This window comes from Bradyrhizobium sp. USDA 3650 (assembly GCF_054057395.1).
This window is the reverse complement of sequence record NZ_JBSRZG010000001.1, coordinates 6,794,615-6,808,644: the sequence shown is the minus strand read 5'-3', so window position 1 is coordinate 6,808,644 and position 14,030 is coordinate 6,794,615. Positions and strand designations below refer to the sequence as shown.

12 protein-coding genes are annotated in these 14,030 nt (G+C 61.3%); 6 read left to right on the top strand and 6 right to left on the bottom strand.

Features of this window, described 5'->3' with window-relative positions:
• Positions 1–1,226 precede the first annotated feature (1,226 nt).
• The 6 genes from ACVIN2_RS31955 (at position 1,227) to ACVIN2_RS31930 (ending at position 7,959) form a co-directional block, all read left to right on the top strand.
• Complete coding sequence (locus ACVIN2_RS31955) at positions 1,227–2,228, top strand: substrate-binding domain-containing protein (RefSeq protein WP_456768616.1); 1,002 nt, start codon at positions 1,227–1,229, stop codon at positions 2,226–2,228.
• A gap of 110 nt (positions 2,229–2,338) precedes the next feature.
• Complete coding sequence (locus ACVIN2_RS31950; RefSeq protein WP_456768615.1) at positions 2,339–3,823, top strand: sugar ABC transporter ATP-binding protein; 1,485 nt, start codon at positions 2,339–2,341, stop codon at positions 3,821–3,823.
• A complete protein-coding gene (locus ACVIN2_RS31945) occupies positions 3,816–4,820 on the top strand; it encodes an ABC transporter permease (protein WP_456769841.1) in 1,005 nt (334 codons plus the stop codon). Before ACVIN2_RS31950 ends, ACVIN2_RS31945 begins: the two co-directional genes overlap by 8 nt.
• Positions 4,817–5,824: an ABC transporter permease gene (locus ACVIN2_RS31940; RefSeq protein ID WP_106946058.1), complete on the top strand. Its 1,008-nt coding sequence runs from the start codon at positions 4,817–4,819 to the stop codon at positions 5,822–5,824. Before ACVIN2_RS31945 ends, ACVIN2_RS31940 begins: the two co-directional genes overlap by 4 nt.
• Positions 5,825–5,830: 6 nt before the next feature.
• The gene (locus ACVIN2_RS31935; protein ID WP_456768614.1) at positions 5,831–7,249 is read left to right on the top strand and encodes a carbohydrate kinase; all 1,419 of its coding nucleotides are present in this window, start codon (positions 5,831–5,833) and stop codon (positions 7,247–7,249) included.
• The gene (locus ACVIN2_RS31930) at positions 7,246–7,959 is read left to right on the top strand and encodes a class II aldolase/adducin family protein (RefSeq protein WP_456768613.1); all 714 of its coding nucleotides are present in this window, start codon (positions 7,246–7,248) and stop codon (positions 7,957–7,959) included. Before ACVIN2_RS31935 ends, ACVIN2_RS31930 begins: the two co-directional genes overlap by 4 nt.
• Before the next feature lie 237 nt (positions 7,960–8,196).
• Here the strand turns inward: ACVIN2_RS31930 and ACVIN2_RS31925 are convergent, their stop codons facing one another.
• From ACVIN2_RS31925 to ACVIN2_RS31900, 6 genes are read right to left on the bottom strand one after another with little or no spacing between them, the layout of a single operon-like run.
• A complete protein-coding gene (locus tag ACVIN2_RS31925; protein ID WP_027519166.1) occupies positions 8,197–9,234 on the bottom strand; it encodes a tagatose 1,6-diphosphate aldolase in 1,038 nt (345 codons plus the stop codon).
• The gene (locus tag ACVIN2_RS31920) at positions 9,231–10,190 is read right to left on the bottom strand and encodes a sugar kinase (RefSeq protein WP_456768612.1); all 960 of its coding nucleotides are present in this window, start codon (positions 10,188–10,190) and stop codon (positions 9,231–9,233) included. Before ACVIN2_RS31920 ends, ACVIN2_RS31925 begins: the two co-directional genes overlap by 4 nt.
• Positions 10,187–11,260: an ABC transporter ATP-binding protein gene (locus tag ACVIN2_RS31915; protein ID WP_456768611.1), complete on the bottom strand. Its 1,074-nt coding sequence runs from the start codon at positions 11,258–11,260 to the stop codon at positions 10,187–10,189. Before ACVIN2_RS31915 ends, ACVIN2_RS31920 begins: the two co-directional genes overlap by 4 nt.
• 6 nt (positions 11,261–11,266) lie before the next feature.
• Complete coding sequence (locus tag ACVIN2_RS31910; protein WP_456768610.1) at positions 11,267–12,271, bottom strand: zinc-dependent alcohol dehydrogenase family protein; 1,005 nt, start codon at positions 12,269–12,271, stop codon at positions 11,267–11,269.
• A gap of 7 nt (positions 12,272–12,278) precedes the next feature.
• Positions 12,279–13,106, bottom strand: coding sequence for a carbohydrate ABC transporter permease (locus ACVIN2_RS31905; RefSeq protein WP_456768609.1), 828 nt, complete (start codon positions 13,104–13,106; stop codon positions 12,279–12,281).
• Positions 13,107–13,110: 4 nt separating this feature from the next.
• Positions 13,111–13,998, bottom strand: coding sequence for a carbohydrate ABC transporter permease (locus ACVIN2_RS31900; protein ID WP_035968926.1), 888 nt, complete (start codon positions 13,996–13,998; stop codon positions 13,111–13,113).
• Positions 13,999–14,030 lie beyond the last annotated feature (32 nt).

The window sequence follows — 14,030 nt, the reverse complement described above, 5'->3', positions numbered from 1 at the left end:
GGCGATTTCGTCCGGCTTCAGCCCAGACCTTGCCCATGTAGCGCAGCTCGTTCCCTTCCTGCTTGCCAAGGTAGAGCGCGGCGACGCCGGTGGGGTCCTTGACGAGCGCAACCACTGTGGACTTTTCGCGCTGCACCGTCTTGATCTTCTGCCACGCCTCGACGCGCTCCGACCAGTACGGCGCATCAACCCGCTTGGAGACGATGCCCTCGCAATTCTGCTTGCTGGCCGCCTCGAACAGCGCCTGCCCGTCGCCTTCATGGTGCTCACTGTATAAGATGGGGCGTCAAGCCCGTTCTCATCTATCAGCTGCTTCAGCCTGTCTTGTCGTGGTAAGATACCAATTCGGCACCGACGAGCTTTCGGACAGCCTTTCGAACATTGCGTCTGCTGCACCCTGCCTCGTCAGCAAGCTCATTGGCTGACCGCAAAGGCGCGAGGCCTTCCCCAATGCGAGCCGCGATGTTCTCAGCAGAGCTCAATCGGAGTATCCGCCAAGCAGCGGATTCGAAATGCTGCGTCATGTCGAAATCTTCTTCGCGGCAGTGCTTTCTTGACCTTAGATCAAGCGTCATGGACGTCGCCTTAACGCGGCGCATAGCCAATGGCGGGAATTGCCCTTCCCCTGCGCGCGCGGGGTTAGGATGGCATGCGACCCGCGATGCTGACAAGCAGGCGCCCGAGCAAATAATGATGTGAACGAACGGTCGGACGATGACGATTACGGGAAGCTAAAAACGTAACGATGACAGTCAGATAGTCGTGGCCGGCAATTGATTGTGCAACGGCGAAGCTCGCCATGCCGGCCCTTCGCGAGCGCCCCCACACGGTGACGAAAAAATGACACTCAGAGATCAGTGAAAAGTGTGAATCGCTGTGCGCAGCCGACCTGGTGGGTTCTGAAGCCAGGGCCGGGACTGTTTGCTTTCGTCCGGCGGGATGGCGTGGGCGTTCCTTCGCTGACGTGATGGCTGTAGGGAGGCTGATCGATCGCTGCAGCTCACTCAGCAGCTTGAAGACCAGACTAGGTATCGCACTGCGATGGTGGCTGGCGAGCATGTCACTTGCTTGACACGTTCTGGAGCGCCAGTCTCTAATCTGCTTCAAGGTCCTGCGGTTGGACAGGCAATAACTTTCTGCCTCCAGCAAGAACAGGGTCGACGGCCCCACCCAGCGACTGCCAGGTCAGGGGTGCGGAATCCAAGATGGTTTCCTGGGAGGGAACAATGGACAGACGTCAGACGCTCAAGCTGATCGGTGGTACGGCCGCGTTGGCCGGTGCCGGTTTTCCGGGCTTTGCCTTTGCGCAAGCCCAAAAGGAAATGGTCACGGTCGTGAAGATCGCGGGAATTCCGTGGTTCAACGCACTTGAAAAGGGAATCCAGAAGGGTGCGAAGGATTTCAGCATTAATGCCACTATGGTTGGCCCGGCGAACGTCGATCCGGCACAGCAGGTAAAGCTCCTCGAGGATCTGATTGCCAAGAAGGTCAACGTGATCGGCTTGGTGCCGCTTGATGTAAAAGTCTGCGAGCCCGTGCTGAAGCGCGCCCAGGCCGCCGGAATCAAGGTCATCACGCATGAGGGTCCGGAACAGGAAGGCCGTGACTGGAATGTGGAATTGATCGACTCAGTTCGCTTCGGCGAGGTGCAGATGGAACGTCTCGCCAAGGACATGGGCGGCGAAGGTGATTATGTGGTCTATGTCGGGACTCTTACGACGCCACTTCACAACAAATGGGCCGATGCCGCGATTGCCTACCAGCAGAAGAATTTTCCAAAAATGAAGCTCGTCGCCGACCGCTTCCCTGGCGCCGACGAGATCGACACCAGCCAGCGCACGACGCTTGACGTGATCAAGGCCTATCCCAACCTGCGTGGTATTCTCGGCTTCGGTTCGAACGGACCAATCGGGGCCGGAAATGCTGTGCGTCAGCAACGTCTTGGCAAGAAGATCGCCGTTGTCGGCACCGTGCTGCCGAGCCAGGCGAAGTCGCTTATCGCGGATGATACGATCCGCGAAGGTTTTCTGTGGAATCCCACTGATGCGGGTTACGCGATGGTCGCGGTTGCCAAACTCGTGCTCGATGGCAAGCCGATCACGGATGGCGTCGATATACCCGGCCTTGGCAAGGCAGCCGTCGACGTTGCAGGAAAGCAGATCAAGGTGGACAAGATCATGCGCATCAACAAGGAAACCATCGACGGTCTGATCGCCGGCGGGCTCTAGGCCGGCACCGGTTTAGTCGCCTCATCGCGCTGCATTCCCGGCCCTTCCGGTCGGGAATGCGGTACCACTCGAGTGATCGCACGATCGAACGGTCCATTGCAGGCGAACCTTTGGCGACTTTCCTGGAGATGTCCGGCATATCCAAGCGCTTCGGCGGCGTGCACGCGCTCCGCGACGTCGATCTCACTCTGGAAGTCGGCGAGGTGCATTGCCTGGTCGGTGAAAACGGCTCCGGCAAGTCGACCCTGATCAAGATCATTTCGGGCGTAGAGGCAGCGGAGCCCGGCGGCCGGATCGTAATTTCCGGCAAGGAATTTCCCAAACTAAACCCGGTCTACTCCACGCATTGCGGCATTCAGGTCATCTACCAGGATCTTTCGCTATTCCCCAACCTCACCGTCGCCGAGAATATCGCGATGGCGCACCATCTTGGCGGCCTCCATTCGGTGAACTGGGCCTCAATGCGCGCCACCGCTAAGGCCACAATGGCAAAGATCGGCGTTGAGTTCGACCCGGACGCGAAAGTGTCTGAGCTCAGCATTGCCGGACGCCAGTTGGTCGCGATCTGCCGCGCCTTGGCTGCGGATGCCAAACTCCTGATTATGGATGAGCCGACGGCATCGTTGACTCGCCACGAGGTGAACGCCCTGATCGCGCTTGTAAGCGAGCTGAAGCGTGCTGGCATCTGCGTCGTTTTCGTCAGTCACCGTCTCGACGAGGTGCTTGAAATCGCCGAACGCGTAACGGTACTGCGGGATGGCGCCAAAGTCGGTACTTTTGCTGCAGACGTAATCGACGGGCGGAAACTCAGCCACCTGATGACGGGTAAGTCCTTCGAGTATCAGGTACAGGCGCCTGAGCTTGCCGCTGGCCCGGTTGTGCTGGAAGTTAAGGGCCTGGGCCGCGAGGGCGAGTATGAGGATGTAAGCTTGCAGCTGCGCGCGGGGGAAGTGGTGGGTCTCACCGGTCTGCTCGGCTCAGGGCGAACCGAATTGGCGCTATCCCTGTTCGGAATGAAGCCGCCCGATCGCGGCACCATCGCACTTGACGGGCGGCCTATCGCGCTGCGTACAAATGCAGAGGCGATCGATCGAGGGATCGCCTATGTATCCGAGGATAGGCTTACGCTTGGCCTCATCCTGAATCAGTCCGTCACGGCGAACGTCACGCTTACCGTGCTGGATCGTCTGGCTGGCGCGTTCGGCTTGATTGCCGCACGCGCGCGACAGACCCATGTCGCTCGGTGGGTTGCTGAACTTGGGATCAAGGTCGCCCATCCGGCCAACGCGGTGAAGACGCTCTCCGGGGGCAATCAGCAGCGGGTCGTGCTCGCCAAATGGATGGCGACCAATCCGCGGGTGCTTATCCTGGATAGCCCCACGGTGGGCGTCGACATCAGCGCCAAGGACGGCATTTACGAGATCATCCGGCGGTTGGCCCGCGACGGCGTCGCGGTCTTGATGATATCGGACGAAATCCCCGAGGTCCTTTATCATAGTCATCGCGTCCTGGTGATGCGGGAAGGTCGTTTGACAACCGACGTGGCTGCCGCAGCCACTTCCGAAGATGCGCTTCGGCAGGCCGTCAATGCCTGAATCGCACATGGCATCATTCGACAGGTTTCGTCGCAGCCATGAGTTCTGGCTGCTGATAGTCATCCTCGGGCTCTGCGCCAGCTTGGGCTTCGCGAACGCCCAATTCCTGACCATGCAGAATCTGTTTGATCTGCTGACCTCCTATGCATTTGTCGGCATCCTGGCGCTCGGGCTGCTGGTCGTGCTGATCGCCGGCGGAATCGACATCTCATTCACCGCGACAGCATCGGTGGCGCAATATGTCACACTTTCGCTTGCCAATGCTTACGGGGCGAACTGGATCGGCGTCTTCGCCATCGCGATTGGAATTGGCGGTGCGCTCGGTGCCCTCAACGCGATTTTCATCCAGAAACTTCGAATACCATCGATCATCGTTTCGGTCGCGACGCTGAACATCTTCTATGGGCTTCTGATCTTCTTCACCGGCGGCAAATACATCTATTCGTTGCCCGACTGGTTTGCGACCGGAATATTCTGGTTCGAGTTCGAATGGGGCAAGGATAGCTCGTACGGTGTCAACTTGCAGATCCTCGCGCTCGCGCTAGCATTTCTCGTCACCTGGCTCCTGCTGAACCGAACCAATATCGGCCGCCAAATCTACGCCATGGGAGGCAATACCGACGCCGCACAGCGGCTCGGCTTCCACGTTTTCGGCCTCAATATACTGGTCTATTGCTACATGGGTGTCATGGCCGGAATCGCGTCCCTGATTCAGGCACAACTCGCGCAGTCCGTTGCCCCGACGGTGCTGGTGGGCAAGGAACTGGATGTGGTCGCTGCCGTCGTGCTCGGCGGCGCCAGCTTGATGGGCGGCGTCGGCAGCGTCTTCGGCACGTTTCTGGGCTTGACACTGCTCGCGGTACTCCAAAATGGAATCATTTTGCTGGGCGTTTCGTCCTATTGGTCGCCGTTCTTCGTCGGCTTGGTTATTCTCATTTCGGTCTCTGCGACCGCCTGGTCGCAGCGCGAGCGGCGAAGCCAGAGCGCATCCCGATGAGCAATGTACCCGCCCTCTCACTTCGCCGGCGCATCGTCGGCCTCGCCGGCAGCGGCACGGTCGCCACCCTCATCCTGCTGTTGTTCGCGCTCTGGGTCGTGTTCGCGATCGCGATCGGCGACCGGTTCTTCTCGGTCAACACGCTGCAATCCATGGCTTTCCAGATGCCCGAACTTGGGATCCTCTCGCTCGCGATGATGCTGGCGTTGCTATCTGGTGGCCTCAACCTTTCCATCATCGCGACCGCCAATCTGTCCGGACTGACCATCGCGTTCCTCCTGACGCGCTACATCCCGGAGAGTCAGGGCCTTGCCTGGGTCGGCATTCAGGTGTTTGCGATCGCTGCAGGATTTGCAGTGGCTGCATTGGTCGGCCTCCTCAATGGTTTTGTCATCGCCTATCTTGGCGTTTCGCCGATCCTGGCCACGCTCGGCACGATGACGCTCTGCAAGGGCCTCGCGATCGGCCTGTCGCGCGGTAACGTCATCTCCGGATTCCCGGAGCCGATTGTGTTTATCGGCAACGGAACGGTTTTCGGGGTACCCTTTGCTCTGATCGTACTTGCGTTCTGCGCCTTGCCCGTCGCGCTCATGCTGAACGCGACACCGTTCGGAGCCAAGGTTTACATGATCGGCTCGAACGAGAAGGCGACCCGCTACTCCGGCATCAATACCCGCGCTGTCCTCCTCAAGCTCTATGTGTTTTCCAGCCTGCTCGCGGGCGTGGCAGCGGTGGTCATGTTGGCGCGTTTCAACTCGGCCAACGCGGCATACGGCGAGAGCTATCTGCTCGTCACCATTCTTGCGGCCGTCCTCGGCGGCATCGATCCGTTTGGTGGTTTTGGCAAGGTTGGCGGGCTATTGCTTGCACTGATCATCCTTCAGGTTATCTCCTCGGCATTCAACCTTCTGAACCTCAGCCAATTCCTCACGTTGGCGATCTGGGGTGGAATCTTAATTGCCGTTGCGGCGGTTCCTAATTTCGCCGGCAAAGCGCCGCGGTAGCCAGCGATGATGAGTTCGATCGTCTCGCCCACTATCGCGGTTCTCGACATTGGCAAGACCAGTCTCAAGCTGTTGGTGGCGAGTGACGACGGGCGGCCCCTCGAAACACATGCGATTCCGAACGTGCCGATGACTCAGGGCCTGTACCTAGCCTATGATCTTGCCGGACTAGAGGAATGGTTTCTCGATACCCTTGCCGTCGTGTCTCAACGCCATGCTATTGGAGCCGTGATCGTGGCTGCGCATGGATGCGGCGCGGTTCTCGTCGACGGCGATGCGCCAGTGCTGCCAATGATGGACTATGATGCCGTCTCTCCGCCTGCAATCGATGAAGCCTATGCCCGGATCGCGCCGGGTTACGATGAGGTGTTTTGCGGAATTGGAGGCGCGATGCGGCTCGGAAAACAGCTGCTGTGGCAGGAAAGCGCGTATCCCCTCGAATTCGCCCGCGCGAAAACCTATTTGACCACGGCGCAGTTTTTCGCCTTGCGGCTTGGCGGACGTGCGGCCAGTGAAATCTCGCAGCTCGCGGCTCAGAGCCATATCTGGGACCTCGTCCACCATCAGCCTTCCTCTCTTATGCGCAAGCGCGGTTGGAGCCATCTGCTGCCCGTAAGCGTCGCTGCCGGCGCGGTGCTAGGGACGGTTTCGGAGCCCGTAGCGAGGCGCACCGGCCTGGCGCAATCGACCGAGATCCTCTGCGGCGTGCATGATTCCAATGCCAACTTGTTTCGCTACAAGGCTGCCGGCATGGCCGATGCCTCGATCCTATCGACCGGTACCTGGATGATTGGCTTTCAGCGCGGCCTCCCCCTGGACCAACTCGATTGCGCGCGCGCGATGGTTCTCAATATCGATGTCGATGGCGAGAATGCACCTTCAACATTGATCGCGGCCGGCCGCGAATACGACCTGATCCGCGGGAGAAGTTGTGCTTCTGATGCAGCCGTCCTTGCCGCATTGCCCATCCTGCTGTCGAGGGGGACCTTGGCGCTCCCCTCATTCGTCGGCGATGATGGACTGTTTCCGGGCGCTGCTGACCGCGGACGGGTCATCGGGCCGCCCCCCGAAACGGCTGCCGAATGGCAGGCATTGGCGGTGCTCTACGCAGCATTCAGCGCAAACCGCTGTCTGGATGCGCTCAAGAGCTCAAAACGCATAGTCATCGATGGTGGCTTTGCCGCAAACCTGCCCTTCGCCCGGTGCATTGCGACCTTGCGACCCTCGCAGCGCGTCGGGGTGAGTCAATCACCGCACGGAACGGCGCTTGGCGCTGCGCTGCTGTGGCGGCGATTCTCGCGTACGCAGCCGGTTTCGAGCGTAGTACTCGAAGCTGTCACATCGCTTAGCAACGATGGGTTCGAGCCGCGCGGCCTTTCCACCGCCTACCAGTCCTGGATCGCTTTCTCGGAGGCCGCCTCATGACAGACCACAATCATGCCGATCTCCGTCAAGGCATTGTCGATACCTGCCGGGAGATGAATCGAAACGGTCTCAATCAGGGCACATCCGGCAATCTTTCGCACCGGACTCCAAGCGGAATGCTGATCACGCCTACCAGTCTCCCCTATGATCGGATGCAGCCAGAAGATATTGTTGCGATGGATTTTGCCGCGAATTACCAGGGCAACCATCGGCCTTCGTCCGAATGGCGCTTTCACCGCGACATTCTGCGAGCACGCGAAGACGTCAACGTCGTGCTCCATACGCATTCGACCTTCAGCACAACTCTCGCCATTCACGAGCGTGGCATCCCCTGCTTCCACTATATGGTCGCAGTTGCAGGTGGCAACGATGTCCGTTGTGCGCCATATGCTTGTTTCGGCACGCAGGCGCTGTCAGACTACGCCCTCAGGGCACTCGAAGATCGCAACGCCTGCCTGCTTGGCCATCACGGCATGCTCGTGGCGGCCCAGACGTTTGAAAAGGCTCTTTGGCTCGCCGTGGAAGTGGAGACGCTGGCGAAGATGTATGTCCATGCGTTGGCTATCGGCGAGCCGCCGCGCCTCAGCGACGCTGACATGGCGCAGGTACACGAGCAGATGAAACGCATGGGATACGGCCAGGCGCCTGACCTTGACGATGTCGGCGATGTTCCGCGCCCATTACCTGAGTCGAATGGGGCAGCACATTGACGGTGGCTGCGACCACGTTTTTTTGGTTGGAAACTCAACCATGTACGACGGAAGGGCTGGGCTATCGCCGGGGACCGCCGTTCGGCTGATAATGGCTGCCGCTCGACTGGCGGGTGCGAAGATTACGTCAGACTGATAAGCTTTGTGGCCAAACCTTATCAGTCTGCATCCAACTGTCTGAGCATTCTCTTATCGATCGCTCTTTCAAGACCTCACATGCTTTCTCGACAGGCGTGCTCAGTAGGCGCGCGCGAAGTCACCCTCCTGCTTGATATCAGTGAAGACAGGATAGCGCGGTTTCCAGGCCGTGCCCTTGGCCGTGGTCAGCTGGCTGAGCCGTTCGAGCACGTTGAGACCGTCCTTGCGCAGACTTGCAGACACCGCGGCGCGATCCGGAAAGTTCTTTAGAACGGCGTCGAGCCAGATCGTGCGGCCCGCCAGGAAGCCGCTCGCCCCTGCAGCATAAGAGTAGTCGAGCACGCGTTCGAATTTCTCCGGCGCAGCGCCGCCCGACAGCAGCACCCAAGGAATGTTGCGCTCGCGGCAGATATCGCCGATTGCATCGAACTCCTTCTGCGCGGCCTTGGCTGCCCCGCTGCCGTCACTGGCCGGCAGACCGTTGGCCGCGACCGGGCTCTCCAGCTTGAGGAGATCGACGCCATATTCGGGCTTGGCAAACTCGCGCACGCTGTCGATGACCAGACCGGGAAGCTTGCCCGGCGATTCGACGTAGTCAGCGGTGTGATTGGCGCTGCCCAGGAACGGATAAACCAGCAGCTCGAGAACATAGGGAATGTCGTGGCGGGCGCAGTCCTCGCCGATCTCGCGCACGAACTTCTTCTGGTGTTCGTTCACCGCGGCATCGGCGTCTGGCCGATACCAGGCCAGCACCTTGACGGCATCACCGCCCATGGCGCGGATCTTCTCCACACTCCAGTTGGTGATGGCCCGCGACTTGCGACCGCCCGCGGTCTCCTCGACGCGGTGCTCTTCCAGCGTCATGATCAGGCCGCAGCGCGGCGGCAGCAGATCGATCGCGGCGGGCACGGCAAAGTTCGGGTCGAACAGCATCGAGCTGCAGTGCGGCGCGAGATTCTCGACCAGAAGACGCTTGGCCGCCGTGACGTCGGAATACTCGACCTGGTCCCGCGTGATGCCCTTTGCTTTCGCGATGGCATCGAACAAGGGCGGCCGCTGGTCCAGCGCGACCATTCGAAAATGGCCGTCCGCGTCAGCAAGCCGCGCCAGGCCGCGGTTCTTTCCAATCGTTCTCATGGCTTCGTCCTCATGAATGCAAGACACTCGTTGATGTCGGGGATTCCGTTGCGGCCGCCAGCGTGGCGGCATTTCATGGCGGCCGTCGCCGCCGAAAAAGCCACGGCGGCGCGCACGTCCAGGCCGGCGCCGATCGCCAGGGCATAGGCGCCGTGAAAAACATCGCCCGCGCCTGTGGTGTCGACGACCTCGACGGCGTAGGCGACCTGCCGCTGCAGCTGGCCGTTCTGGTACCAGCTCACGCCGCCCTCACCACGCGTGACGGCGATGACGCGGCAGCCGAAGCGAGCGAGGGCTGCGAGAGATTTATCATCGGCGGAGCCGGCAAAGGCGGTAAGCGCGGGCTCGGAGAAGATGGCGTGATCGGTTAGGGGCAGCAGGCGCTCGAACACTTCGGCATCGGCCATGTCGCCGTCGAGCACCGTCGGAACGTCGCGCGAGCGCGCCTCGCGGAACAGCGTTGCGGCGCCCTCGACCCAGCGCGGGTCGGCCAGCACGGAGGATGCGCGGCCGACTGCTTCGAGCGGAAGCCAATCCGCGGATTCAGGAAAAAGGCCGCGGAAGTTCACGATCTGCCGCTCGCCGCTGCTGTCGACAATAATTCCGGAGACAGAGGAGCGGCCATCGGGAAACAGCCGGAAATTCTCGACGTCGACGCCTTCGGCGGCGAAGGCGGACTTCATCTCGCGGCCGGCGGCATCATTCCCTGCCCGCCCCCAGAACGCGACGGACGCGCCGAGCTTCGCCACCGCTACGCTCGCATTGGCGGCCATGCCGCCGCCCAGCGTGCCGTACGCAGCAGCTTTGATCTTCTCGCTTCCACCGGCGAACGGCCGATCGACGCGCCAAACCTGGTCCAGCGCAGAGAGCCCAAGGCAGATCACGTGCACGGGCCTGGCCTTGGACCCGACGTCCGCAAGCGCCAAGAGATCGCCGATGTTGGCTGACGTACTCACCGGAGGACCTGTCCGTTGGTGGCATCGAACAGATGCGTCTTGCCAGGCTGCGGGCGCAGCGCGAGGAGATCGCCGACTTTCGGTCGCAGCGACGGGTCGATCCGCGCAATCGCGGAGACACCGGCGAGATCAAAATGGATTAGCGTATCGGAGCCGAGCGGCTCGACCAGCTTGACCTCGATGGCAATGCCATCGGCAGCATTGGTGGCGACAGTGAAATGTTCGGGACGAATGCCGAGGACGGCATTGCCGGCTTGGCGCAGACTACTCGCGGTCTCGCCGTCCACCGGCACGGCCGTTCCACCTTGCGAGAGGATTGCGCAGTCGTCGTGCCACTCGACCGCGAAGAAATTCATGGCGGGCGAGCCGATGAAGCCGGCGACGAACTGGTTGGCGGGTCGCTCGTAGACCGTCTCCGGCGTGTCGTATTGCTGGATCGTGCCGCTCTGGAGCACCACGATGCGGTCGGCCATGGTCATGGCCTCGATCTGGTCATGGGTGACAAAGACCATGGTGGTCTTCAATTGCTGCGAGAGTGCCTTGATCTCGGCCCGCACCTGCCCGCGCAGCTTGGCGTCGAGGTTGGACAGCGGCTCGTCGAACAGGAACGCCTTGGGATTGCGCACGATGGCGCGGCCCATGGCGACGCGCTGGCGCTGGCCACCAGACAGCTCCTTCGGCTTGCGGTCGAGATAAGGCTCGATGTGCAAAAGCGCGGCGGCGCGCTTCACCCGGGCGTCGATTTCCGCTTTCGGCGTTCCCCGCAGCTCCAGCGCAAACGACATGTTGTCGTAGACTCGCATGTGTGGATAGAGCGCGTAATCCTGGAACACCATCGCGATATCGCGCTGGGCCGCCTGCACGCCATTCACGCGCTTGTCGCCAATGTAAAGGTCTCCACTCGAAATAGGCTCGAGGCCCGCGATGATGCGCAGCAAGGTCGACTTGCCGCAGCCGGATGGGCCGACGAACACCACGAATTCATGGTCCGCGATCTCCAGATTGAGATCGGGGATCACGGTGAAATTACCGTAGCGCTTGGTGAGATTGCGGATCGAGATCGAGGCCATGATCGCTTAATCCAGCGCCAGCACAGGCTTGATCAGCTCGCCGTTGGCGAACCGCGCGAAGTTTTCAGGGAGATCCGAAAGACCGAACTCGCCGTCAACGAGGACGCGGTATTCGTCCTTGTATTTGCGCAGCAGCTCGACATTCTGCTCGAAATCCGAGACCGGGAAGTAGAAGGTCCGGATCATGTAAAAATCCTTGCGGCGGAATACCTTGCCCTCCTCGATGGTCCATGGCGCGGCGTTCTCGCCGACCAGCACCAGCGCGCCGCGCGGCAAGACGAGCTCGATGCCGAGATTGCGCGCCGCATGGGCGCCCGAGCATTCCATGATGAGCGCGAAGCGCTTCGAGGTGTCGCCGACCGGGTGCGGCTTCGCGCCGAAGGACTGTGCGATCTTCAGCCGCGCCGGATTGGGATCGGCGACATGAATGTCGTTGTAGCCAAGCGCGCGAAGCGCCAGCACGACGCCGAGACCGACAGGCCCCGCCCCCATCACGAGGGCCGGACCGGCCTCGTTCGCCGGCACCACGCGGCTGACGAACCGTACGGCGTGACCGGATGTGCCGATGGTGTCGAGCAACAGCGGCGCGAGGCTGTCCTCGATATCATTGGGTACCGGCAGCAAACAATTTTCCGGCACGGGCACGTATTCGGCATAGCCGCCCGGCCTGTTCCAGCCGATCAGGCTGGAGACCTCGAGGCACATCTGGGTATCGCCGCGCTTGCAGGCGGCACAGTGATCGCAGTGCAAGGGAATGTAGACGGCGCAGCGGCGGCCATGCAGACCGTGGCCTGGCTGCTCGACGACGCCAAAGATCTCGTGGCCGGCGGTGAACTCGGCGCCCTTGTGCCAGAGCTTGAAGTCTGAGCCGCACAGCGCCGTTCGCGAGACACGGACCAGCACCTCGCCGGCGCCGATTTCGGGCATCGCCACAGGCTCGATGGTGATTCGGTCGCCGCCGTGGAAGACCGCGGCCTGCATGATCGAATTCGAGCGGGGAGACATATTCATCAAATACCTAGCCTTTCACCGCGCCGAGCGTCAGTCCGGACACCAGCCAGCGCTGAACCAGGGCCGCCAGCACCAGCGGCGGCAATGCGATGAGCGTCGCCGCGGCCATGAGGGCGCCCCATTGCGTCGAGCCTTCGCCGATGAAGTTGAAGGCCGCCGCGATCAGCGTCTTGGTGTCGCCGTTGGAGAGCACCAGCGCAAACAGGAAGTAGTTCCACGAGAAGACGAAGGCGAGGATCGCCGAGACCGCGACGCCCGACGCCACCAGCGGCATCGCGATGCGCCAGAGGATGCGCGTGACGCTGCATCCATCGACTTGCGCAGCCTCGAACACGCTGCGCGGGATGGCATCGAACGACGGCAGCAAGACCCAGATCACGATCGGCAGCGTGATGACGGCGTGGCTGAGGATCAACGCGGTGTAGGAGCCGATCATGCCGATTTGCCGGAACATGACGTACCACGGCAGCAGGAACAGCGTGCCGGGCGCCATGCGCGCCGCCAGCGTCAGGATTGCCGGCCACGTAATCCGGGTCCAGGAGACGGCGAAGGCGGCGGGAATCCCGAACAGCAGCCCGAGCGAGGTCGAACCGACGGTAACGATGAGGCTGTTGAGCGCATAACTCAGGAACGGAGTGGTCCTGGTCAGCTCGGCGTAATTCTCCAGCGTCGGTGTGAAGACCAGCGTCGGCGGATAGGCGGTGACCTCGAAGGACGGCTTGAACGAAGACAGCACCATCCAGACCGTCGGCGCCATGATGATGATGCCGGCGAGCACGAGCTGCACCGTGTTGAGCCAGCGCATCCAGCGGTCGGTGTTGGCGGCATCGTTCATGACATCACCACGCCACTGCGCCCCGCAGGCGGTTGAAGGCGAGCACGGCGCCGAACACGATCGCCGTCAGTGTCAGCATCAGGGCGCTGGCATAGCCGATGTTGAAGAACTCGAAACCGACCCGGAACCCATAAATGTTGAGCGTGTTCGAGGCGTTGCCCGGGCCGCCCTGGGTGGTGATGTAGATGATGTCGAAGAAGCGCAGGAGATCGACGCTGCGCAGGATCGCGGCAGTGACAATGGTCGGCAGCAGCAGCGGCAGCGTGATACGCTGAAATGTCTTGAATGGGGATGCGCCATCGATCTGGGCAGCCTCGTAGACACTCGGCGGCAGGGATTGCAGCCCGCCCAGCACGATCAGAGCGACATAAGGCGTCCACTGCCAGCTGTCGATCAGCGCCACCGTCGGAATGACCAGGGACGGCGAGGCCAGCCAGTCCGACGGGGGCAGGCCGAACGACTGCAGGACATAGTTGGCGGCACCCAGCGAGGGATCGAGGATTACCAGCCACATCATGCCGGCGACCACCGGCGGCATCATGAACGGCGAAATGAACAACGAGCGCACGATGCCCGGTAGCCGCTTGGCGTGGAACAGCACCAACGCCAGCCAGACGCCGAAGACGAGTTGCAGCACTAGCGACAGGACGAAGAGGGCTATGGTGATCCACAGCCCGTGCCAGAATTCGTAATCGGAGATCAGCTTGGAATAATTGGCAAGCCCTGCAAAGGACTGCTTGCCGGTCGAGGAAAACGTCTGGAAGCCTAGCCAAATCGTATAGACGACCGGAAACGCGATCATCGCAACCGTGAAGATCACGGCCGGCGCCGAAAGTGCCGCCATTTCCAGCTTCTGCCGGTCCTGCGTGAGTGTCGCAGCCGAGTCAGACATCCGTTCGCGTCCTCACGTGGGGGGAAATGCCG

Excerpts from the sequence above, each read along its gene's own strand:
- ACVIN2_RS31955 (WP_456768616.1), top strand. The coding sequence starts at position 1,227 with ATGGACAGACGTCAGACGCTCAAGCTGATCGGTGGTACGGCCGCGTTG.
- ACVIN2_RS31945 (WP_456769841.1), top strand. The coding sequence starts at position 3,816 with ATGCCTGAATCGCACATGGCATCATTCGACAGGTTTCGTCGCAGCCAT.
- ACVIN2_RS31940 (WP_106946058.1), top strand. The coding sequence starts at position 4,817 with ATGAGCAATGTACCCGCCCTCTCACTTCGCCGGCGCATCGTCGGCCTC.
- ACVIN2_RS31935 (WP_456768614.1), top strand. The coding sequence starts at position 5,831 with ATGATGAGTTCGATCGTCTCGCCCACTATCGCGGTTCTCGACATTGGC.
- ACVIN2_RS31930 (WP_456768613.1), top strand. The coding sequence starts at position 7,246 with ATGACAGACCACAATCATGCCGATCTCCGTCAAGGCATTGTCGATACC.
- ACVIN2_RS31925 (WP_027519166.1), bottom strand. The coding sequence starts at position 9,234 with ATGAGAACGATTGGAAAGAACCGCGGCCTGGCGCGGCTTGCTGACGCG.
- ACVIN2_RS31915 (WP_456768611.1), bottom strand. The coding sequence starts at position 11,260 with ATGGCCTCGATCTCGATCCGCAATCTCACCAAGCGCTACGGTAATTTC.
- ACVIN2_RS31910 (WP_456768610.1), bottom strand. The coding sequence starts at position 12,271 with ATGAATATGTCTCCCCGCTCGAATTCGATCATGCAGGCCGCGGTCTTC.
- ACVIN2_RS31905 (WP_456768609.1), bottom strand. The coding sequence starts at position 13,106 with ATGAACGATGCCGCCAACACCGACCGCTGGATGCGCTGGCTCAACACG.
- ACVIN2_RS31900 (WP_035968926.1), bottom strand. The coding sequence starts at position 13,998 with ATGTCTGACTCGGCTGCGACACTCACGCAGGACCGGCAGAAGCTGGAA.